Here is a 20,162-nt window from a genome sequence, read left to right as displayed (position 1 = left end):
CCTGGTCATGGCAGCGACGGTTCACGGCACCGACGGCCGGGCCGCTCACTGGTCGCTACAGCAGCAGGAAGGTCCTTTTCCGTGCACGTATTCCCGGGCCGGTGGAATGTTCATCGGGCCGCAATGATTCAGCGGACGCCGCCCGTGACCGGGTCCACGACCTTGTTCACGAGGAGTTCGAGAAGCCTCCGGTCGTCGCCCGCGGTGCCGCGTTCATCGGGTGTGTCCGGGTTGACGTCGAGCAGCACGTGGGTGGCGCCCAGCTCGCCGAGTTCTGCCAGATCGGCCCGGATCCGGTCGATCGTGCCGTGTCCGGCGGGGCGTTCACCGCGAAGGAGTGCGTCGGTGACGCGGATCTGCAATCGCGGCACGAGCGTGGGTGCGGGGCGCCGGACCCGTTCGGCCTCCTCGGTGATCACCGGCAGCCCGGCCCGGATCGCATCGAGAGGCAGCCGGTACGGATGCCAGCCCTCACCGAGCCGGGCGGCGCGGCGCTGGGCAGCGGCCGAGTTGCCACCGACCCAGACGGGCAGGCAGGGGGCGGATGCGGGCGCGGGCGCGGTCCGGACCCCTTGGTACGAGACGTGCTCGCCCCGGAACGTCGCGGGGTCCTCGGTCCATGCAGCGCGGATGGCGGCCAGGTATTCGTCGGTGATCCGTCCCCGCTCGGCGAAGGGCACGCCCAGCGCCTCGTACTCGGCCCTGGACCAGCCGATCCCCGCGCCGAGGATGAACCCGTCGGCGTTCAGGTTGTCGATATTGGCTGCGAGCCGGGCCGTCTGGAGAGGGTGCCGGTACGGAATCACGGTGACGGTCGTACCGAGCGCCAGACCTGGTACCCGCCCGGCGATGTGCGCGGCGAGTACGAACTGGTCGTAGAACGGGGCGGGATACGTCTCGTGCACGTCGGGGGTGACCGCGATGTGATCGGAGATCATCGCGAAGGAATACCCCAACTTACGTGCATCCACAGCCTGTTGGAGGAGGCTTGCCGGGGTGGTACCGGCACCGAAATTGAGTATGTTCACGCCGAATTTCACGACCGGAGCCTAACAACCGGACGTGCGCGGACGTCGACGCGAGGAAGGCGGGGAGAGCCGCCAACTCCCCCTTCGCACCAAGTCGTTTCGATGGCACCGGAGCAATCGGTCGGCGAAGACGCAGCGGTGGCGGGCGGCTTCGATGCCCTGGAGGTACTGGCGGGCCCAGTCGTACATCCCGTTCCCCCTGGAGCGCAGCGTCCGTTCCGCCGGCACCCGGGGCGCCCGGCGGCACACATCGCCTCGGCCGTGGCACTCAACCTCCTCGGCGACCGGCTGTTCGAGGCATTCTCCGACCGTGGGAGGTCCTGATGGCAGGACACGGCCCGGTTCTCGTGGCTCAGCAGCCACTACTACACCACCGAGGATTCCCCCGCCGTCACGCACACCATCGTGGGCTACCCGCGCGACTGAACAGTCCGGGCATCGGTCCGCAGTCGGCGCACCGTCGATTTCGACTCAACTACCGCTGGATATGCGCCGGTCGGCCCCGATGGGCCGTCGGCTGTGGCAACCTGAGGCGACCGCCCCACCGGGCTCCCCCGTACCGGTGGGGCGGTTCTGGTGTCCGGTGCGCCTCGCCTGCACAGATATTGCGCCCCGCCTGCACAGAGGTGACGAGGGATCACGACGATTCCCGGCCATTGATCCCGTGTGACCTGATCGACTTCCACTTTTCCGCATGGGAGCCCCCTCCGGGGGCAGACGCATACACCTCACCTACGACCAGGGGAGTGTGACGAGATGACGGCGCACACTGCGCGGACCGCCGGTGCGGAGCGAGCGGAGAGTGCACGGTCGACGCCGACGGGGGAGGCTGCCTGGGACATCGGCGACCTGCCGTGGATCGAGGACGCGAGGAAGATCGCCCCGCCGGATGCACGTGAACTGTCCAGGCTGTTCTTCGACCGGCTCCAGGTCCTGGAGGAGGGAACCCCCTCCCATCAGTACGCGCGCAGCACCCTCATCGAGATGAACCTCTCCCTCGTCCGGTTCGCCGCAGGACGGTTCCGGAACCGGGGCGGCGGCGACATGGAGGACATCGTCCAGGTAGGCACCATCGGACTGATCAAGGCCATCGACCGGTTCGATCTCTCCCGCGAGGTCGAGTTCACCTCCTTCGCGGTTCCTTACATCACCGGCGAGATAAAACGGTTCTTCCGTGACACCAGCTGGGCGGTGCATGTCCCGCGCCGACTGCAGGAGTTGCGGGTCGACATCGCCAGGACCAAGGAGTCCATGGCCACGCAGCTCGACCGCGACCCCACCGTTCCGGAGCTGGCCGAACAGCTGGGGCTCAGCGAGGGCGAGGTGACCGAGGGCATCGTGGCGGCCAACGGGTACACGGCAGGTTCGCTGGACATGCCGGCCGCTCCGGCGGACGCGGGCCGGCGAAACGCACCGGGGCGCACCTTCGCCGATGTTCTGGGCGGACCCGATCCCGCCATGGAGACGGTCGAGAATCTGCATACGCTCGCGCCGCTGCTCGGCGATCTCGACGATCGTGAACGTCGCATCATCGGCATGCGCTTCGGCCAGGAGATGACCCAGTCCCAGATCGGCACGGAGCTCGGCATCTCGCAGATGCATGTGTCACGGCTGATAAGCAGGATTCTGCGGAAGCTCCGCAGCGGAATGCTCGTCGAGGAGTGATCCGAGTGGACGCGGTCTCCGGCTGACGCATCAGCCGGAGTCTCCATCGCCCGTCTGCCCCGCGATCGCGCTCATGCATAGCTGCCGCATGAAATCGGGCGCAGCATCGGGCCACTCGGCGAGCCGCCCACAGCGGTCCCTCACGGCTGCGCAACAGGTTCGTCCACACGGGTCGGAGCCGATACGGAGACATGGCGGGCGGTGCCGTGACCAGTGGCTGAACCGCATGCGAGCGCTCGCCTCCGGCAGGCCGCGGAGACCCTCGCCATCCTGACGCCGGCCGGCGCGGGGGACCACATCGTCTCCGCCACCTCGCCGTACGGCGCCACGTACAACCTGCTGCGCCATACGCTCCCCCGGTTCGGCATCGAGGTGTCGTTCGTCGACGACCCGGACGACATCGACGCGTGGGTGGCGGCGATCCGTCCGAACACCAAGGCGCCGTTCGCACAGACGCTGGGCAATCCGCGGGGCAACGCCCTCGACATCCGGGCGGTCGCCGATGCCGCGCACGCGGCCGGACTGCCGCTGGTCGTCGACAACACGTCCACGGGGCTCGGCGGTGCCGGAGCGGGTCGCTCCGGCACCCTGGGCCGGCCGGCCGGCGGCGCTCAGTCGCCGTCCTTCTCCGGGGCGCGGCCCGCGTAGTAGGTGGCGATCATGTCCTCGCCGCCGTGCCCTGCCGCCTCGGCGCGCGCGAAACGGTCGGCCGAAGCGGCGACCAGGTCCAGGCGCACCCCCGACTTCTCCGCCGCGTCCAGGATGAGGCGGGTGTCCTTCAGCGCGGTGGACAGGGCGAAGCTCGGGGTGAGGTCGCCGGAGAGGACGGCGGCGGACTTGCCCTGGAGGTAGGCGGAGTCCAGCGGGCCGCCCTTCATGACGTCGAGGAACATCTGCGGGTCGATCCTCAGTCCTTCGGCGAGGTTGAGGCATTCCGCGATGTTGTTGACCATGGTGATCACCCAGGTGTTGACCACGAGCTTCAGCCGCGAGGCCGCCCCGGGGGTCTCCGCGACCCATACCGTTCGCTGCCCGATCGCGTCCAGCACCGGGTTCACCGACGCCCGGGCGGCGGAGGGACCGGACACGAAGACCGTCAACGTGCCCTGTTCCGCGGGTTGTTTGGTACCGGAGACCGGTGCGTCGAGGTAGACCACACCCGCGTCCATCGCCTGCCGGGCGAGATCGGTGGTGGCGTCGAGTCCGACGGTCGAGCTCTGGAGGAGCACCTGGCCGGCACGCAGGCCGGGCGACGCGGCGGTCAGTGCGGCGGCAACGGCGGGGCCGTCGTTGAGCATGGTGAGGATGACATCGGCGCCGCGTACGGCTTCCTCCTCCGTATCCGTGACCGTGGCGCCGTCGGCGGCGAGCGGGGCCGTCTTGGCCTGCGTGCGGTTCCATGCGCGGACGTCGAGGCCGGCCCGGAGCAGACTCCGGGCCATGCCGGATCCCATGATTCCGGTGCCGAGGACGGCGACGGTCGGCCGCTGCGGGGCGGCGTCGGCAGCGCTTGGGGTCATGAGGGGACTCCCTTCATCGGCCGCGTCGCGGTCGGCTCGCGGCGCGGTGGGTTCTCAGGATTGCCGCAGCGCACCTTCGAGAACGGCAGCGTGCACGGCCCTGGCGAGTCGTGCACCCCAGCGGGAGCGGGGTCCGGCGAAGGGTTCACCAGGGGTGGGTCCCGGGGAGGGGGCGGCGATGCAGACGGCGTCGGTGGGGGTGCCGGAACAGTCGAGTCCCGCATCCAGGAGTGCCTGGACCTTGGCCTCGGTCGCCGTGGAGACCGCGTTGACGAGTGCCGCGTCGGAGAGTGCCACCGGCAGGGTCACGACGATATTGACCGTTCCCGGCCGCGGCGGCCGCTCGGTGCCCTCGGCCGGGGTGGCGGCCCAGCCGCGTACGCCGAGTCCGCAGGTGGCGGTCGCCGTCACACCCTCGTCGGCCGCGGCTGTGTACGCGGTGACATCGGCGGCCGTCATCAGCCCGGCACCAGGTCCGGTGAGGTGTTCCGCGGCGGCGATCTCGGCGAGGTGGCGGTCGGGGTCCAGGCGCGGATAGCCGCCGGGCACCTGGGCGTTGAGGATCCAGGCGCGCGGGCCGATGCCACCTCCGAGCACGGCGCTGCTGCACACCCGCCACCCCGGTCCCAGCCGCCACACCAGATGGTGCAGGTCCAGGCCGTCCTCGTGCCGGGTCAGCAGTTCACCGCGCTGTTCGGGGAGCCGGATGCGTACGGAACGGATGGGGCACCCCCGGTGGCGCGGCAGGACGACGGCGGGCAGTCGGCCCGTCGATCATATGCGCCGGGGTCCCTCGGCCCGCGCCGGGTGCGGTGCGGGGGCGGAGACGTATCGGAGTTCGGTCCTGGTGCTCGGCGCCGGGCGACTCCCGTACCGGAATATCCGGACACACATCCTTCACCTATCACCCGAGTGGGCTAATCCGGGCACTGTTTGCGTACCTCTGCCGCGGGTGCCTGCCGAGCGGGTTGCGGGGGGCCTCCATCGACGGGGGAGGTTGCGGCATCCCTGCGAGTGAGGCGCGATGGGGCTCGAACGCGCCTCGCCGGAGGAAGCCGGCCGCAGGACGCGCCTCGCGAGGAGGAATCGGTCATGGGAGCCGCCGACGGTTTCACGGATTCCGGAGAACTCGACGGCCTGACGGTGTACGACGCCGCGGGCGAGAAGATCGGCGGTGTGGGACGGGTGTACCTCGACGACGACACCGGCCGTCCGGACTGGATCACGGTGAAGACCGGCCTGTTCGGCATGAAGGAGAGCTTCGTACCCCTTGCCGGGGCCCGTCGCGTGGGTACCGATCTGCATGTCGCGCATGCGAAGGAGCGCGTGAAGGGAGCCCCTCGGGTGGACGCGGACGCACATCTGTCCGTGGCAGAGGAGGAGGAGCTCTACCGCCACTACGGCCTGTCGGGAACGCCGCCGTCGGACCCGGCGGCCGATTAGAGCTGCGTCCGCACGGGTCTGCCGGGTCGGAGCAGGGGTCCGTTCTTCACCGCGTGGGGGGGCCGGCGCCCGGAGCGCTCACACGTGAGCTCCGTGTCGCATCTGCACGGAGAAGCCACCGGTGGTCGGGGCAGTCCACAGTTCCGCCGCCCGCTTCGCGGCCCAGTGCCGGATGCCGGACCCCTTGCGAGCGGGCAACCTGCCCGGGATCACGCGCGTCGGCGTGGGGCGGCACGGGGCGACTTCAGCGCGGTCAGGGGGTTCGTGAGGCGTCCCTCCTACGACGTTTGACACCCCACAGGGGTGGCCGTCGGCCGATTGGCAGCCGTGGCAGCCGCGCCCTGCGTGGGTGCGGTGACAGGTGGCCGACAGCCGGCCGGGGCGCCGCCGCGCCGGATGGCGGCGCGACGGATGGCGGGGCGGGCGGCGCGACGGCGGGCGAGCAGGCGGCGGGCGAGCAGGCGGCGTAGCGCCTCACGGCCGATGCGAAGGTCACGGCCGATGCGAAGGTCCCGGCCGTGGACGTTCCTCAGGCAGGCCGTCGACTTGCGCAACGACCGGCGGGTGCAGGACTGATCGAGGGTCGGCCGCCCGAACCGTGCCCGACCCTGCGGCCCCGCGCGCTCCGGGTCCGGACGGTTCGTGCGCCGTGCCGCGTTCATCTGCCGGCCTCTGTCGGCATTTCCACCGGATCGCTGCGGATAAACCTCTTCAAACACTCTTTACATTTATTTGTTTATTGCCCGTTCGATGGACCGCTCCGCCACCCCACCAGAGAAGATCCAGAATTCCCTGGAACACGCTCCACACAGAAGGCAGCCTCACTCGTATATCACTCATAGACAAATGTCCTACCGAAAGTTATTGCCCGACCATTTGCCCGGAAAATTCCTGGTCATCGCCACCGCGCGAGACCCTGTGGAGTGTTCGGCCACGGGCGGTTCGGTCCATCACGGCGAACGGTGTGTGATCGAAAACTAGCGGAAGGGTGTCCGGGAGGGCGGGACGGACTGCCCGCCTGCACCACGGCCAACGGCTGCTTCAAGAAGGTCGACCAGAGGGGCGGCACCGACTACCCGGCCCCCGACAGCGGCTGGGCCGGTGAGATCTCGCTCGACCTGGACATGGTCTCGGCGGCCGCCCCGTACGCCGACATCGTCCTGGTGGAAGCCGACTCCGCAAGCTTCGAAGACATCGGCGCCTCGGTCGACCAAGCGGTCGCGCAGGGCGCCAAGTTCATCTCCAACTCGTACGGCACGGGCTACACCAGCACCCCGGGCAGTGGTGAGGACCCGTCGGAGACCACCGAGTTCGACGCCCACTACAACCACCCGGGCGTCGCCGTGGTCGCCTCCTCGGGCGACGACGCCTACGGTGTCGCCTACCCCGCGGCCTCGCAGTACGTGACCTCCGTGGGCGGCACCGCGCTGGCCCAGGACTCCTCCACCAGCCGTGGCTGGTCGGAGTCGGTCTGGCACAACAGCTACGGCGGTCCGGGCTCGGGCTGCTCGGTCTACGAGGCCAAGCCGGTCTGGCAGCAGGGCGTCGGCACCGACTGCGACATGCGCGCGGTCTCCGATGTCTCCGCGGTCGCCGACCCGTTGACCGGTGTCTCCGTCTACCAGACGTACGGCGGTGACGGCTGGGCCGTCTACGGCGGCACCAGTGCCTCCTCGCCGATCATCGCCGGTGCCTACGCCGCAGCCGGCACACCGACCGCGGGCACCTACCCGGCCGCCTACCCCTACGCGGCCGGCGGCAGCGGTCTGAACGACGTCGTCGACGGCGAGAACGGCTCCTGCACCCCGGCAAAGCTATGCACGGCGGGTGAGGGCTGGGACGGTCCGACCGGCCTCGGTACCCCGAACGGCGTCCAGGCCTTCCAGAACGGTCCGCACGGCGTGCTGAGCGGCACCGTCACCGACAGCACCACCGGTGATCCGGTCGCCGGTGCAGAGATCACCGCGGGCGACTCCAAGGCCAAGTCCGGTGCGGACGGCACCTATTCGCTGACCCTGGCGGCCGGCACCTACAACCTGACGGTCGACGCCTACGGTTACACCACGGCCACCTTCTCCGGTGTCGAGATCACCGACGGAGGCTCGGTGGCCAAGAGCTTCGCGCTCACCCCGGTCCCGAGCCAGACCGTCTCCGGCAAGATCACCGACGGCTCCGGACACGGCTGGCCGCTCTACGCCGAGATCGCCGTGGACGAAGTGCCGGGCGCGCCCATCGAGACCGACCCGCTCAACGGCACCTACACGGTGAACCTCCCGGCCGGCAAGAAGTACACCCTGAAGGTCACCAGCAACTACCCGGGTTACCAGAGCGCCACCAAGATCATCACCGTGGGTGACTCGGCGGTCTCCGCCAACGTGAGCCTGCCGGTGGACGCCTGGGCAGGCACCGCGGCCGGGTACACAGCGGTGGACGACGGCGCCACCGAGCCCTTCGACTCCACCACCTCGGCCCCCGAGGGCTGGACCGTCGCCAACGCCGACGGCACCACCGGTGGCTGGCAGTTCGACGACCCCGGCAGCCGGAAGAACACCACCGGCGGCACCGGCGCCTTCGCCATCGTGGACAGCGACAAGGCGGGCAGCGGCAAGACCCAGGACTCCACGCTGACCAGCCCGTCCTACGACTTCTCGGACACGGACCTGCCGGAGCTCAGCTACCGGACCAGCTACAAGTCGTTCTCCGGCCAGACCGCCAAGGTCGAGGTGAGCACGGACGGCGGCACCACCTGGACCGCGGTCTCCTCGCTCACCAGCGCCGTGACCGGTTCCAAGATCACGATTCCGCTGACCGACTACGCGGGCGAGTCCGATGTGAGGGTGCGGTTCCACTTCACCGGCAAGTTCGGCTGGTGGTGGGAGGTCGACGACGTGTTCATCGGCGCCCGCAGTATGTCGCCCGTCCCCGGCGGTCTGGTCATCGGGCAGGTCACCGACGCCAACACCGGCGACGGCATCAGCGGGGCCACCCTGACCGGCACCGGAACCGGCGCCGTGAACACCACGTCGGCCGCCACCCCGAACGACGCGGCCCTCGGTGACGGCTTCTACTGGGCCTTCGCACCGGTCGGCAAGCAGACGCTGGCCGTCGCCAAGTCCAAGTACACCTCGGCCTCCAAGGCCGTGACCTTCGCCGCCGACTCCACCGTCGAGAAGAACTTCTCCCTCAAGGCCGGGCGTCTCAAGGTCACGCCCACCTCGATCGACTCCTCGGTGGCCTGGGGCGGTTCGGCGACCAAGACCCTCACGATCAAGAACACCGGTGGTGCCGACGCCACCGTCAAGCTGGCCGAGAAGACCGGCGGCTTCACCCCGGCGACCTCGGGTGCGCCGTTGATCAGCAAGAAGGGTGACTACTCGCCACTGTCGGCGAAGAGTCAGGCCGGCAAAGCCGGTGCCGCCGCGGCGGCACCGGCCGAGGGGGGCGAGGCCTGGGAGACCGTGGCCGACCTGCCCGACACCATCGAGGACAACGCCGTCGCCGCCGACAACGGCAAGATCTACTCGGCGTTCGGCTACGACGGTTCGGCCGACATCAAGTCGCTGTACTCCTACGACGCCGAGGACGGCTGGACCAAGCTGGCCGACGCGGCCGACACCCGGGAGGCCCCGGCCCACGGCTTCATCGGCGGCAAGCTGTACGCAGTCGGTGGCTGGGGCGCCGGCGGGAGTCCGGACGCCAAGCTGGAGATCTACGACCCCGCCTCCAACACGTGGACGACCGGTGCCCCCTCGCCGACTCCGCTGGCGGGTTCGGGCTCCGCGGTCCTGGACGGCAAGCTGTACTCCGTCGGCGGCTGCACCGCCACCGCCTGCGGCTCCGACTCGGTGACGGTCTACGACGCGTCGGACAACTCCTGGTCCACCGGGGCAAGCTACCCCGAGGACGTCGCCTGGGAGTCCTGCGGCGCCATCGGCGCACTGCTGTACTGCTCCGGCGGTGTCACCGACGATGGCGAGCTGAAGTCCGGGTACGTCTACGACCCGGCTGCCGACTCCTGGTCGGCCCTGCCGGACATGCCGAAGCCCCTGTGGGGCTCCGCGTCCACCGCGGCCAACGGCCTGCTGCCGATCTCCTCCGGCGTCAGCGGCAACGCACTCACCAACGTGGGCTACGCCTACGACCCGGCTGCCGGGACCTGGTCGTCCCTGCCCAACGCCGACGTCGCGACCTTCCGCGGCGGCGGCGCCCCGGGCTTCTACAAGGTCGGCGGCGCGACCGGCACCGCAAGCCCGGTCAGCACGGTCGAACTGCTCCCCGGCTACGACCAGACCGGCGGCTCGGACGTCAGCTGGCTGTCGCTGGACTCCTCGGAGTTCAAACTCGCTCCGGGCGCCACCGTCTCGGTCGCGGTGTCGGTGAAGGCCTCGGTCGACGAGATCACCCAGCCGGGTGAGTTCACCGCCCAGGTCGCCATCTCCACCAACACCCCGTACGCGGTGGCATCGGTCCCCGTCACCATGACGGTGGCCCCGCCGAACACCTGGGGCAAGATCACCGGGACGGTGCTCGGCAAGGCATCCAACGGCAGCACGGCACCCCTGAAGGGGGCGACCGTCCAGGTCGACTCGTGGGCGTCCTCGTACACCCTGATCACCGACAAGGACGGCCACTACGCCCTGTGGCTGGATGCCCGCAACAACCCGCTCACAGTGATCGTCGCCAAGGACGGCTACGCACCGACGGCGACCACCGTCAAGGTCGTCAAGAAGGCAACGGTGACCACCGACTTCACTCTGAAGAAGGCCTAGGCGCGGCGGACACCGGGTGTCCCCGGGGCCGCGCTCACTGGTGAGCGCGGCCCCGGCCGCTGGGGCAGGAAGCGCACCGAGGGCCGCCCGTCCGGGCCGTCGGGAGTGACCCGCGCCCTGACCCGGTAGACGTCGGCGATCCGCTCCTCGGTGATCACTTCCGCCGGGGTCCCGGCGGCCACCACCCGCCCCTCCTTCATGACGACGATCCGATCGCAGAACATCGCGGCCAGATTGAGGTCGTGCAGAGCGATCACACCGGTGAGGGGCAGCGAGGTGATCAGCGACAGCAGATCCAACTGGTGCTGGATGTCGAGGTGGTTCGTCGGCTCGTCGAGCAGCAGTTCACGCGGCTGCTGGGCCAGTGCGCGCGCTATCTGGACACGTTGGCGCTCGCCTCCGGAGAGGGTGTGCCAGGACTGGTCGCCGCGATCGGCGAGACCGGTCCGCTCCAGGGCTTCGCGCACCGCGTGGTCGTCCGCCCGGCCGGGTGCCGACCAGGCCCTGCGGTGCGGGATACGCCCGAGGCGTACCACGTCCAGGACGCTCAACTCGACCTGGGTGACGGCATGCTGGTCGACCACGGCGACCCGCTGGGCCACGGTTCGGCGACCGATCTCGTCGAGCCGCCGGCCGTCGAGGGTGATCACTCCCGCATCCGGGGCGAGGACCCCTGCCAGCACCCGCAACAAGGTCGACTTGCCGGACCCGTTCGGCCCGATCAGCCCGACGGTGGCGCCGGGCGGCGGGGCGAGATGGACCCCGTCGAGGATGAGGCGGCCGCCGGCCTCCCGGCTGACCCGCTCGGCACACAGCCCCTCAGTGGCTCCACCCGTCATGTGATCCTCCGGCTGCGGTACAGGACCAGGACGAACGCGGGCACACCGATGAGGGCGGTGACGACTCCCACGGGCACTTCCTGCGGGTCGAGGACCGTCCTGGCGAGGGTGTCGACCCAGACCAGGAATACCGCCCCCGCCAGTGCGGTGACCGGCAGCAGCCGCCGGTGCCCGGAGCCGGCGAGCGCACGGGCGGCGTGCGGCAGGACCAGACCGACGAAGCCGATGGCGCCGGCCGAGCTGACGAGTGCGGCGGTCAGCAGCGCGGTCGTGCAGAGCAGCACGATCCGGGTGCGCGCGACATGGACGCCGAGTGCGGCGGCGGCGTCCTGGCCGAACGCGAAGGCGTCGAGCGTACGGGCTTGGCCGAGGCAGATCAGCAGCGTCACGACGAGAACGGCGCAGCAGATCCACACATCACTCCAGCCGACCCCGCTGAGCGAGCCGAGCAGCCAGAACAGCACCCCGCGGGTCTGCTCGGCGTCGGCGGCGGTCATCACGACGAAGGAGGTGAGCGCGGAGAACAGCTGCATGGCCGCGACACCGGAGAGGACGACCCGGTCGGTCGTGCCGCCCAGGGTGTGGCTCAGCAGCAGAACGAGGGCGAACGAGCACAGTGCGCCGATGAACGCGCCGGTCGAGATCGACACCGCTCCCCCGCCGACTCCGAGGACGACGACCACGACCGCGCCGGTCGACGCACCGGAGGAGACGCCGAGGACGAACGGGTCGGCGAGCGGGTTGCGGAGCAGGGACTGCATGACGGTCCCGCACACCGCGAGCCCGGCGCCGCACACCGCGGCGAGCAGGGTGCGCGGCATGCGCAGGTTCCAGATGATGCCGTCGCGGATCGGGCTGAGCCGTGACCGGCCCCAGCCGAGGTGGGAGGCGACCGTGGACCAGACGTCGGCGACGGAGATACGGGCGGGGCCGATGGTGACGGCGACCGCGACGGACAGCGCGAGCAGTGCGATGCCACAGGCCCATAGGGCTCCGCCGCGCAGCCTCCGTATCCCCGTGCCACTGCGCACGGCTGCGTCAAAGGCCCGTGGCGCGTCCACCGCCGTGGCCCGTTCGGTGTCCGTCACCCCGCGAATCCGAATGTGCGCAGCCCGGCGGCGACGCGTTCCACACCCTCGGCCGTCCGGATGGACGGGTTCATGGCCTGGCCGCTCAGCAGGACGTACCGCTGGTGCCTGACGGCGTCCATGTTCTTCGTGACGGGGTTGGACTCCAGGAATTCGATCTTCTTCGCGGCGCTCTCGGCGGTCTGTGCCTTGCGGGTCAGATCTCCGATGACCAGGACGTCGGGGTTGCGGTCGGCGACGGTCTCCCAGCTGATCTGGGGCCATTCCTCATGGGTGTCGTCGAAGACGTTCTTCGCACCGACTTCCCTGGTGATGATGCCGGGCGCTCCGCAGCAGCCGGCCAGGTACGGGGCCTTGGAGTCGGAGAACCAGTAGAGGAGGGTGGCGTCGGAGGCGTCGACGCCCTCGGTCGCCTTCTTCACCCGGGCCCGCAGCTGCGCCACGAGTGCGTCGCCGCGTTTCTGCACGCCGAACACCTTGGCCAGGTCGCGCACTTCGCCGTACACGCTGTCCATGGTCAGTGGCGCGGTACGGGCTCCGTCGCCGCCGCCGCTGTTGTCCTTGCCGGTGCAGTCGGCGGGCGAGACATAGGTGGGAACGCCGAGATCCTCGAACTGTTCGCGGGGTGCGACGCCGCCCTTGGCGAGCGTCGACTCGAATGACGCGCTGATGAAGTCGGGTTCCTGGTCGAGGACCTTCTCCGACGACGGCCGGTTGTCCGCGATCCTGGGAACCTTGGCGTCGGCCTTCTCCAGGCCCTTCATCACCGGGTCGGTCCAGGTCGAGGTGGCGGCCAGCCGGTCGGCGAGGCCGAGGGAGAGCAGGATCTCCGTCGATCCCTGGTCGACCGAAACGGCCCGGTGCGGTGCGGCTTCGACGGTGACGGTGCGTCCACAGTTCTTCAGCGTCACGGGGTATCCGTCGGCGGAGCCGGACTTCGCGGCAGAGCTGCTCGTTCCGCCCCCGCAGGCGGTCAGCAGGACGAGTCCCGCCGAGAGCAGGGCAATGGCGCGGACAGGGCTGGCTATGGACGGCACGGCACGGAGTCCCTCTGCGTCTCGGGGCTCATGCGCGGAGCCCGCTGTACGGAGTCCTGCGCCCGGTACCGGGTCGCAGGTGCCAGCAGGTCTTCGGACTCGGGCTCCTACGGACGGGACGCCTTCCCAGGACACCCGCGGGTGTCCCAGTGGCCGTGGCCCCGCCCGTCCCCCTCACCGCTGCGCGTCAGTTCCGGATTCTCACCGGATTCCCTGACCCCTACGTGGAGTTTGACTGGCTTCGGCAAGCTATCACGAGCCTCCGCGCAGCTCATGGGCGGTGTGGCCGGTGGTACGCCGGGCTGTGCTCCCGTCGCACCACCTGCCCGATGCCTACGGACGCTCAAGAGCGATCACGGCGTTGTGCCCGCCGAAGCCGAAGGAGTGGCTGACGGCGCGCCGGATGGGCTGCCGCAGGGGTTGCTTGGTGACGCAGTTGATGTCGAACTCGGGGGCCGGGGCGTCCAGGTTGGCGATCGGCGGTACGACTCCGCGCTGGAGCGTCAGGACGGTCAGTCCGGCCTCGATCGCTCCGGCCGCCCCCATGCAGTGCCCGAGTACTCCCTTCGGGGCGGTGACGGGCGGCCGGTGCGGGTAGACCCGGCCGATGAGGGCGGCCTCGGTGGCGTCGTTGATCGGTGTCGCCGTGCCATGTGCGTTGACGTGCTCGACGTCCTCGGCCGCCCAGCCCGCGTCGCGCAACGCGGCCTCGACCGCGGCCTGGGCGACCGCGCCGGACGGGTGCGGGCTTGTGGGGTGGTGGGCGTCGGTGGTGGCGCCGGTGCCCGCGAGCAGTGCCCGCGGCGCGGCGCCCCGGGCGACGGCGTCGTCCGCCCGTTCCAGCACCATGACGGCGGCGCCCTCACCCATGACCAGCCCGGCACGGTCGGCCGCGAAGGGCCGGCACCGCCTGGCCGGGTCGCCCTCCGCCCGGGCCGCGGCTCCGGACCGGGCGAATCCGGTCATGGCGACCGGGTAGACGATCGACTCGGTGGCTCCGGCGATCGCGATGTCGCACTGTCCGGTGACCAGCAGATCGCGCGCGACGGACAGTGCGGTGGCGCCGGACGAGCAGGCGGTGCACGGTGCCAGGCTGGGACCGGTGGCCCGCAGCTGGATGGCGATCTCGGCCGCGGGCATGTTCGGAATGGTGAGCAGGATGCCCGACGGCGAGGTGGCATCCGGTCCGTGCCGGTCGAGTACGACGGCCTGCTCGGTCAGTGCGGCGGATCCTCCACTGCTGGTGCCGACGACCACCGCGACCCTGCTGCCCTCCCACTGCGCCGGGTCGAGTCCGGCGTCGGCGACCGCCTCCCGGGCCGCGAGAACGGCGAACTTGACGTACTTCCCCATCCGGAAGGACGTGCGGCCGCCGATCGCGGCGTCCAGATCGATCCCGTCGACCATGCAGGCGAAGTCGATCGCGCAACCCTCGAGTGCCGCGACGGTACGCACCGGCGAGACTCCGGCGCACACACCCTTCCAGGTGGATTCGGTATCGTTGCCGACCGGGGTGATCATTCCCACGCCTGTTACGGCAATCGCGGGCTTGTTCATCGGGCGTTGCTCGTCGGTACCAAGCCGCCCATCGGCGCCCCGCTGCCGGCTGTCGCGTCGATGTACCGCGTGATGTCGGCCAGGGTGGCGTCCTTGGGGAGCTTGTCGAAGTCCCCGTCGCCGCCCATCGTCGTCTCCCTGATGAGGACGGCGAACTCGGCGACGGCGAGGGAGTCCATCTCCAGGCTGTCCATCGTGGAATCCGGGTGGATCTCGGCGACGGGCACTTTGAAGGTGTGTGTCAGAACCTCGGTGATCTTGGGATGAATCGCACTCATGAGCTTCCTCTCCATCATTCGGTACGGCTGCCGGGGACGGCGGTGGCACCGTCCCGACGCCGAATCAACTGGGTGACGTGCCTCCAGTTACGCCTTGTGCCGAACCGATTCGCCACCGCCCAGCTGCGACTGCGTGAACCACCGGGCCAGGACGGCTGCCGTACCCCAGAAGACCAGCAGCACAACACGAACACCGAGGGCCCCGGCCGCCTCCCGCACCCGCTGCGTCCGCACGGCTGTTCCCGTCCTCGTCACGGCTCTCACCGCTCCCCCGGGGCCGTCGCCCGGTCCCCGTCCGACTGCCAGGCCGCCGCCGGATCGTCGTACGCATCGACGTAATCGGCCCCCGCGATGGGCCAGTCGGCGAGCAGTTCCTGCGGCAGCGCGAAGGAGTCGGCGAGGGCGGGCAGATGAGCGGCGACGGCGGTGATCAGCTCTTCCAAGGCGTCCGGCAGTCCATTGACCTGATCAGCCGTCAGATGTCCTGCGGCCAGCAGATCACCGCTGTTCCGGGCGATCCGGTCGAGTGCGAACAGCCGCTGCAGCTCGACCAGCCGCTCACGGGCGGGCCCGTCCGACAGACCTGCCACCGCGTCCGCGTACGCCTCGGCAGCCTGTCGGTGGGCGTGGGCCTCGACGCCGCGAAGGGCGGGACCGGATGCGATGTTCCACCGCTCCAGCGGGTCACCGTGCGGTGCGCGGCCCAGCCTTTCCCTGGCCCGGTCGAACCAGATCTCCTCCAGCACGGCCAGGAGCCTGCCGAGGAACCCGGGGTCGGTGAGATCACCGGGTTCGCCGCCGAAGGGAGCGTCGTACGCGGCCGGTTCGGTGGCGAAGAGCATTTCCGCGGCCGCCTTGGCGTGGATGGCCAGGTTGTCGCCCTCAGCGGTGATGACGCCTTCCACTCCGGTGATGAGTTCGCTCATGCCGTTGTTCTCCAGGAGCGCCTGGGCACCGCACCGTTCACGGCATTCGACGATCACGGACCTGGCCTGCCAGCTGATCCATCCCTTGGCGACGGCGACCAGCCGCTCCGCCTCCTCCCGGCCCGAGCCCGAGCCGTCCTCCCGTCCCTCCCAGCGGTTCAGGGCCCTGCGGTGCAGCAGGCTCATAGCGAAGACCGTGGCCATGGCCCGGGCGAGCGGGCCGTGGTGGCTGCGGTGGGCGATCACCGGCACCTGACGCGATCCGCGGGGTCCGGAGATGTACCGGTGGCTGCCGTAGCGGACGGCGACGGCGAGCGATGCGCGAGCGGAGCCGACCGCGCAGGCACTCATGGAGATCTTGCCGGAGGTGACGCGCCCGATCGACGTGAGGAGGCGACGCCTGCGGCTGCCGACGGCACTGCTGAACTCGCCGTCGTCACCGATCCGTCCGTGGTCCCCGCCGAGCAGCGCGTCGCGCCCCACGAAGACCTGGTCGAAGGAGGTCAGGCAGTGGTCCACCGGGCTCCCCATGCGTGCGGGAAGTCTGCGGACCCGTACGCCGGGCAGGGCCCGTACGGCATCGGTGAGCGGTACGAGGAAGAGGAAGACGCCGTGATCGGCGCCGTCGACGAGCAGACGCGCGGCCACAAGACCGGCTTTGGGGCCGCCTGCCGGACTGGTGTTGGGCATGAATTTCTGGGCGCCGGCATGCGGTGTGTGCAGCACAAACCCGTCGCGTTCACGGTCGTAGGCGGCCGTGGTCTCGACGGCCGCCGCGTCATTGCCGTGCGCCACCTCCGTACAGAGAAAGGTGCCGATGCTGCGTAGTCGGAGGAAGTCCGACAGATCGAGCCGGCTGTCGCCTTCGTGGTCGAGGAGGCTGCCGAGAAAGAGGTTGTAGTGGATGCCCGCCACCGTGGTGAGGGCCGGGTCGACCGGGCCGAGCCATTCGTGCAGGGCCGCGAGGGCGCGGGGGTCGGCGGCGAGCCGGGCGCCGCTGTCGAGGCAGTCGTTGAGGATGCGCAGCCGCTCGTAGGCGAGACGCAGGCGTTCGTCGGGGGTGCGGTGGTCCGGGCGGCGGAACGGTTCCGTGCTGATCATCCGCTGCCAGAAGCCGTGCTCCCGGCGGAAGTTGTCGCCCAGGAGCACACCGGTGAGGAGCTCCATGGACCGTTCGGTGGAGAGGTCGTCGATGGTTGCGGTCATGAGACATGAACGATCAGCCGACGGCAAGGACACCGGGGGCCGTCCGCGGCGGGCCGTCCGCGTCGACGCGCTGGAAGGCGAGCGCGACGTTGTGTCCGCCGAAGCCGAAGGAGTGGCTGAGTGCCCGCTCGACGTGCTGCATGCGGGGCTCCTTGACCACACAGTCGAGGCCGAACCCGTCCGGCAGCGAGTCCAGGTTGGCGATCGGCGGGACGAGACCGTGCTCCAGGGTCAGTACGGTGGCCACCGCTTCGATCGCCCCGGCCGCGGCGAGGGTGTGCCCGAGCACACCTTTCGGCGCGGTCACCGACGGCCGGTGGGGGAAGAGCCCCGAGATGAGCGCTGTCTCCATCGCGTCGTTCAGGGGGGTCGATGTGCCGTGCGCATTGATGTGATCGACCTCGTGGGCCACCCAGCCCGCCTCGTGCAGCGCCGCCTCCACAGCCCTGCGCGCACCGGCTCCTTCCGGGTCCGGGGCTGTGGGGTGGTGGGCATCGGTGCCGGAACCCGCGCCGGTCAGCAGGGCGCGCGCCCGTCCGCCGCGGGCTTGCGCATCGAGCGTCCGCTCCAGCACGAGCACGGCGGCACCCTCACCGATCACGAAACCGTCCCGGTCCGCGGCGAACGGCCGCGACGCGCCCGCCGGATCGCCGGTACGCAGGGAGAGCGCTCCCATTCCCGCGAAGGCGCTCACCACCAGCGGAGTCAGTACGGACTCCGCGCCGCCTGCCACCACCACATCGCACCGGCCGCTCGTCAGCAGGTCACGGGCCACGGCGATCGCGGTCGCCCCGGACGCGCAGGCCGTGGCCGGTGCCAGGCTGGGACCGTGGGCCCGCAGGGCGATGGCCACCTCCCCGGCGGCGGCATTGGGCATCATCATCGGGACCAGGAGCGGCGACACCGCCCCCGGTCCGCCGCCGTCCAGCCTGCGCAGATTGTCGACGAGCACGGACACCCCGCCCACGCCGACGCCGAGCACCACTGCCACCCGGTCGCCGTCCCACCGCTCCGGTGACAGCCCGGCGTCCGCCACCGCCTGCCGGGCGGCGACCAGCGCCATCTTCACGAACCGTGCCATGCGCCACGCCGAGCGACCGCCGACGGCCTCGTCCAGGTCGATCCCGTCCACCTGACAGGCGAAGTCGACCGGGATCCCGGCCAGTTCCTCACATCGCCGTGCCACGGACACACCGGCACACAGTCCCGCCCAGAAGGTGTGCTCGTCCGCGCCCGCAGGGGTCACCAGCCCCACTCCCGTAACCGCGACACCCATGTCGTCCCGCCCCATGATCCGCCCCTCCTCCGTAATCGATCACGTCTACCGGATGTCGAACGGCAGTCGCCCCGGCGAGGATGCGCTCACTGAGCCGAACGGGTCACCGATGGGCCGAGTGCACCGAACCTCGCCGCGCGCCCGGTGAAGGCGTTCACCCGTCCGCAGCAGTCCGCCGCGCTGTGTGCACCGGCAGGGCATCCCCTTGGGACATGGAAGCGGACGGTAACCAGTCTCAGTCCCCGCAAGCGCGCGCGGAACTGGAGGCGCTGCGCGCCAGGGTGGCGGTGCTGGAGGCCCGTGCCCCGGCACCGCACCGGCTGCGGGCCCGTTCGTTCTTCGCCGTGCTGCTCATTCTCGTCGCGGCCGTCCTCACGCCGCTGAGCATCGTGTCCACCTGGGCGAAGAGCGAGATCGGCGACACGGACAACTATGTGGCGATGATGGCGCCGCTCGCCTCCGACCCCGATGTGCAGTCCGCGGTGGCCGATCGCGTGACCGGCGCCGTCATGAAGCACCTCGACGTGAAGGCGCTGCTGGCCGACGTCGCCCCGGCGGACCGGCCGGTGGTCGACAAGGCGCTCTCAAGACTGAGCGGCCCCCTGACCACGGGGGTCTCGGACTTCGTGCACGGGACCGTGGAGAAGTTCGTCGCCGGCGACGCCTTCGAGACCATCTGGACCGACCTCAACCGGACCGCGCAGTCCGCGACGATGAAGGCACTGTCCGGGAGCGGCGGTGGGACGGTGAATCTCGCCAATGACACCGTCACCATCGACCTGGCACCGGTGATCGACCGGGTGAAGCAACGCCTCGTCGACCGGGGGCTGACGGTCGCCGCGAATATCCCGGAGATCCACACCGACTTCACGGTGCTGACCTCCGACTCGGTCGGCAAGGCCAAGAAGTGGTTCCGGGCCCTCCAGATCATCGGCTTCTGGCTGCCGTTGGTCACTCTGGTCCTTGCCGCGGGCGGGGTACTTCTCGCGCTACGCCGCCGTCGCGCACTGATCACGGCGGCGCTGGCGATCGCGGCGGGTGCCGCGGTGCTCGGGCTGGCCATGTGGGTGGGCCGTGCCTTCTATCTCGACAGTCTCCCGTCCGAGGTGTCCCAGCCGGCCGCCGGTTCCGTCTTCGACGCCCTGGCCGGCCCCGTACGCGTCTTGGTCCGCCTGATGGTCACGCTCGGCATTGTGGTGGCCCTCGCGGCCTGGCTCACGGGTGACGGCCGCGCCGCCACCCGTGTCAAGTCGATGTGGAGCGGCGGCATCGGTGCCGTGCGGGACGCGGCCGGTGTCACCGGCGGCCCGGTCGGCAGGTGGGTGCACCGCGCCAGGCCCTGGCTGAACTGGACGGTGGTCGTGGTGGCCGCCGCGGTCCTGGTGGCGTGGGACCGGCCGACGGGCCTGGTCACCGTATGGATCGCGCTGTGCGCGCTGTTCGCCCTCGCCGTCATCGAGTTCCTCGACGACGACAGCACGCCGCATCTGGCGGCGCCCGGGTAATGAACGGGTAATGAGACCGGGGATC

Annotated in this window: 15 protein-coding genes, 2 pseudogenes and 1 riboswitch; of the genes and pseudogenes, 6 read left to right on the top strand and 11 right to left on the bottom strand. The window is 70.3% G+C overall.

From position 1 onward, the window contains the following. Positions 1-128: 128 nt before the first annotated feature. On the bottom strand, positions 129-1,028 hold the full coding sequence (locus ACIPEK_RS22030; protein WP_401998564.1) for a TIGR03619 family F420-dependent LLM class oxidoreductase: 900 nt from the start codon (positions 1,026-1,028) through the stop codon (positions 129-131). Positions 1,029-1,130: 102 nt separating this feature from the next. Here ACIPEK_RS22030 and ACIPEK_RS22025 point away from each other — a divergent pair, with 102 nt between their 5' ends. From ACIPEK_RS22025 to ACIPEK_RS22015, 3 genes and pseudogenes are all read left to right on the top strand, one after another. Then, complete coding sequence (locus ACIPEK_RS22025) at positions 1,131-1,352, top strand: hypothetical protein (RefSeq protein ID WP_401998561.1); 222 nt, start codon at positions 1,131-1,133, stop codon at positions 1,350-1,352. A 432-nt stretch (positions 1,353-1,784) separates the two neighbouring features. Then, positions 1,785-2,693: an RNA polymerase sigma factor SigF gene (locus tag ACIPEK_RS22020; RefSeq protein ID WP_401998558.1), complete on the top strand. Its 909-nt coding sequence runs from the start codon at positions 1,785-1,787 to the stop codon at positions 2,691-2,693. Between the two features lie 246 nt (positions 2,694-2,939). Then, positions 2,940-3,239, top strand: a pseudogene (locus ACIPEK_RS22015) (PLP-dependent transferase); the annotation flags it as partial. Positions 3,240-3,304: 65 nt separating this feature from the next. Here the strand turns inward: ACIPEK_RS22015 and ACIPEK_RS22010 are convergent. Together ACIPEK_RS22010 and ACIPEK_RS22005 are read right to left on the bottom strand one after the other, a co-directional pair. Further along, entirely contained in the window at positions 3,305-4,213 is a 909-nt protein-coding gene (locus ACIPEK_RS22010) for an NAD(P)-dependent oxidoreductase (protein ID WP_401998555.1), read from the bottom strand. A 54-nt stretch (positions 4,214-4,267) separates the two neighbouring features. After that, positions 4,268-4,852 carry an adenosylcobinamide amidohydrolase gene (locus tag ACIPEK_RS22005; RefSeq protein ID WP_401998552.1) on the bottom strand — a complete coding sequence of 195 codons (585 nt, stop codon included), beginning with the start codon at positions 4,850-4,852 and terminating at the stop codon, positions 4,268-4,270. Between the two features lie 453 nt (positions 4,853-5,305). Here ACIPEK_RS22005 and ACIPEK_RS22000 point away from each other — a divergent pair. Both ACIPEK_RS22000 and ACIPEK_RS21995 read left to right on the top strand, forming a co-directional pair. Beyond that, positions 5,306-5,623 (top strand): annotated as a pseudogene (locus tag ACIPEK_RS22000) (PRC-barrel domain-containing protein); the annotation flags it as partial. 995 nt (positions 5,624-6,618) lie between these two features. Then, positions 6,619-10,425: a carboxypeptidase regulatory-like domain-containing protein gene (locus tag ACIPEK_RS21995; protein ID WP_401998549.1), complete on the top strand. Its 3,807-nt coding sequence runs from the start codon at positions 6,619-6,621 to the stop codon at positions 10,423-10,425. On the opposite strand, the gene ACIPEK_RS21990 is transcribed toward ACIPEK_RS21995, so the two are convergent. From ACIPEK_RS21990 to ACIPEK_RS21955, 8 genes are all read right to left on the bottom strand, one after another. Next, entirely contained in the window at positions 10,422-11,264 is an 843-nt protein-coding gene (locus tag ACIPEK_RS21990; RefSeq protein WP_401998546.1) for an ABC transporter ATP-binding protein, read from the bottom strand. The two genes, ACIPEK_RS21995 and ACIPEK_RS21990, sit on opposite strands and share 4 nt — an antisense overlap. Continuing rightward, positions 11,261-12,295, bottom strand: coding sequence for a FecCD family ABC transporter permease (locus ACIPEK_RS21985; RefSeq protein WP_401998656.1), 1,035 nt, complete (start codon positions 12,293-12,295; stop codon positions 11,261-11,263). The genes ACIPEK_RS21990 and ACIPEK_RS21985 overlap by 4 nt, the downstream gene beginning before the upstream one ends. Positions 12,296-12,348: 53 nt before the next feature. Next, entirely contained in the window at positions 12,349-13,389 is a 1,041-nt protein-coding gene (locus ACIPEK_RS21980; protein ID WP_383079962.1) for an ABC transporter substrate-binding protein, read from the bottom strand. A 66-nt stretch (positions 13,390-13,455) separates the two neighbouring features. After that, positions 13,456-13,644: riboswitch (cobalamin riboswitch) on the bottom strand. Between the two features lie 78 nt (positions 13,645-13,722). After that, positions 13,723-14,946 carry a beta-ketoacyl-[acyl-carrier-protein] synthase family protein gene (locus ACIPEK_RS21975; protein WP_401998543.1) on the bottom strand — a complete coding sequence of 408 codons (1,224 nt, stop codon included), beginning with the start codon at positions 14,944-14,946 and terminating at the stop codon, positions 13,723-13,725. Further along, positions 14,943-15,224, bottom strand: coding sequence for an acyl carrier protein (locus tag ACIPEK_RS21970; protein ID WP_401998540.1), 282 nt, complete (start codon positions 15,222-15,224; stop codon positions 14,943-14,945). Before ACIPEK_RS21970 ends, ACIPEK_RS21975 begins: the two co-directional genes overlap by 4 nt. Positions 15,225-15,311: 87 nt before the next feature. Continuing rightward, positions 15,312-15,479, bottom strand: a complete 168-nt coding sequence (locus ACIPEK_RS21965; protein WP_401998537.1) for a hypothetical protein — start codon at positions 15,477-15,479, stop codon at positions 15,312-15,314. A 5-nt stretch (positions 15,480-15,484) separates the two neighbouring features. Beyond that, on the bottom strand, positions 15,485-17,356 hold the full coding sequence (locus ACIPEK_RS21960) for an acyl-CoA dehydrogenase (RefSeq protein WP_401998535.1): 1,872 nt from the start codon (positions 17,354-17,356) through the stop codon (positions 15,485-15,487). 13 nt (positions 17,357-17,369) lie between these two features. Then, positions 17,370-18,647: a beta-ketoacyl-[acyl-carrier-protein] synthase family protein gene (locus tag ACIPEK_RS21955; protein ID WP_401998532.1), complete on the bottom strand. Its 1,278-nt coding sequence runs from the start codon at positions 18,645-18,647 to the stop codon at positions 17,370-17,372. 197 nt (positions 18,648-18,844) lie between these two features. On the opposite strand from ACIPEK_RS21955, the gene ACIPEK_RS21950 reads away from it, so the two are divergent. Continuing rightward, on the top strand, positions 18,845-20,137 hold the full coding sequence (locus ACIPEK_RS21950) for a hypothetical protein (protein WP_401998529.1): 1,293 nt from the start codon (positions 18,845-18,847) through the stop codon (positions 20,135-20,137). Positions 20,138-20,162 lie beyond the last annotated feature (25 nt).

This window comes from Streptomyces sp. NPDC088246 (assembly GCF_044741025.1).
Classification (GTDB): Bacteria; Actinomycetota; Actinomycetes; order Streptomycetales; family Streptomycetaceae; genus Streptomyces.
The sequence above is the reverse complement of the archived record's forward strand: the minus strand, read 5'-3'. Positions and strand labels throughout refer to the sequence as shown.

Excerpts from the sequence above, each read along its gene's own strand:
- ACIPEK_RS22025 (WP_401998561.1), top strand. The coding sequence starts at position 1,131 with ATGGCACCGGAGCAATCGGTCGGCGAAGACGCAGCGGTGGCGGGCGGC.
- ACIPEK_RS22020 (WP_401998558.1), top strand. The coding sequence starts at position 1,785 with ATGACGGCGCACACTGCGCGGACCGCCGGTGCGGAGCGAGCGGAGAGT.
- ACIPEK_RS22010 (WP_401998555.1), bottom strand. The coding sequence starts at position 4,213 with ATGACCCCAAGCGCTGCCGACGCCGCCCCGCAGCGGCCGACCGTCGCC.
- ACIPEK_RS21990 (WP_401998546.1), bottom strand. The coding sequence starts at position 11,264 with ATGACGGGTGGAGCCACTGAGGGGCTGTGTGCCGAGCGGGTCAGCCGG.
- ACIPEK_RS21975 (WP_401998543.1), bottom strand. The coding sequence starts at position 14,946 with ATGAACAAGCCCGCGATTGCCGTAACAGGCGTGGGAATGATCACCCCG.
- ACIPEK_RS21970 (WP_401998540.1), bottom strand. The coding sequence starts at position 15,224 with ATGAGTGCGATTCATCCCAAGATCACCGAGGTTCTGACACACACCTTC.
- ACIPEK_RS21960 (WP_401998535.1), bottom strand. The coding sequence starts at position 17,356 with ATGACCGCAACCATCGACGACCTCTCCACCGAACGGTCCATGGAGCTC.
- ACIPEK_RS21955 (WP_401998532.1), bottom strand. The coding sequence starts at position 18,647 with ATGGGGCGGGACGACATGGGTGTCGCGGTTACGGGAGTGGGGCTGGTG.
- ACIPEK_RS21950 (WP_401998529.1), top strand. The coding sequence starts at position 18,845 with ATGGAAGCGGACGGTAACCAGTCTCAGTCCCCGCAAGCGCGCGCGGAA.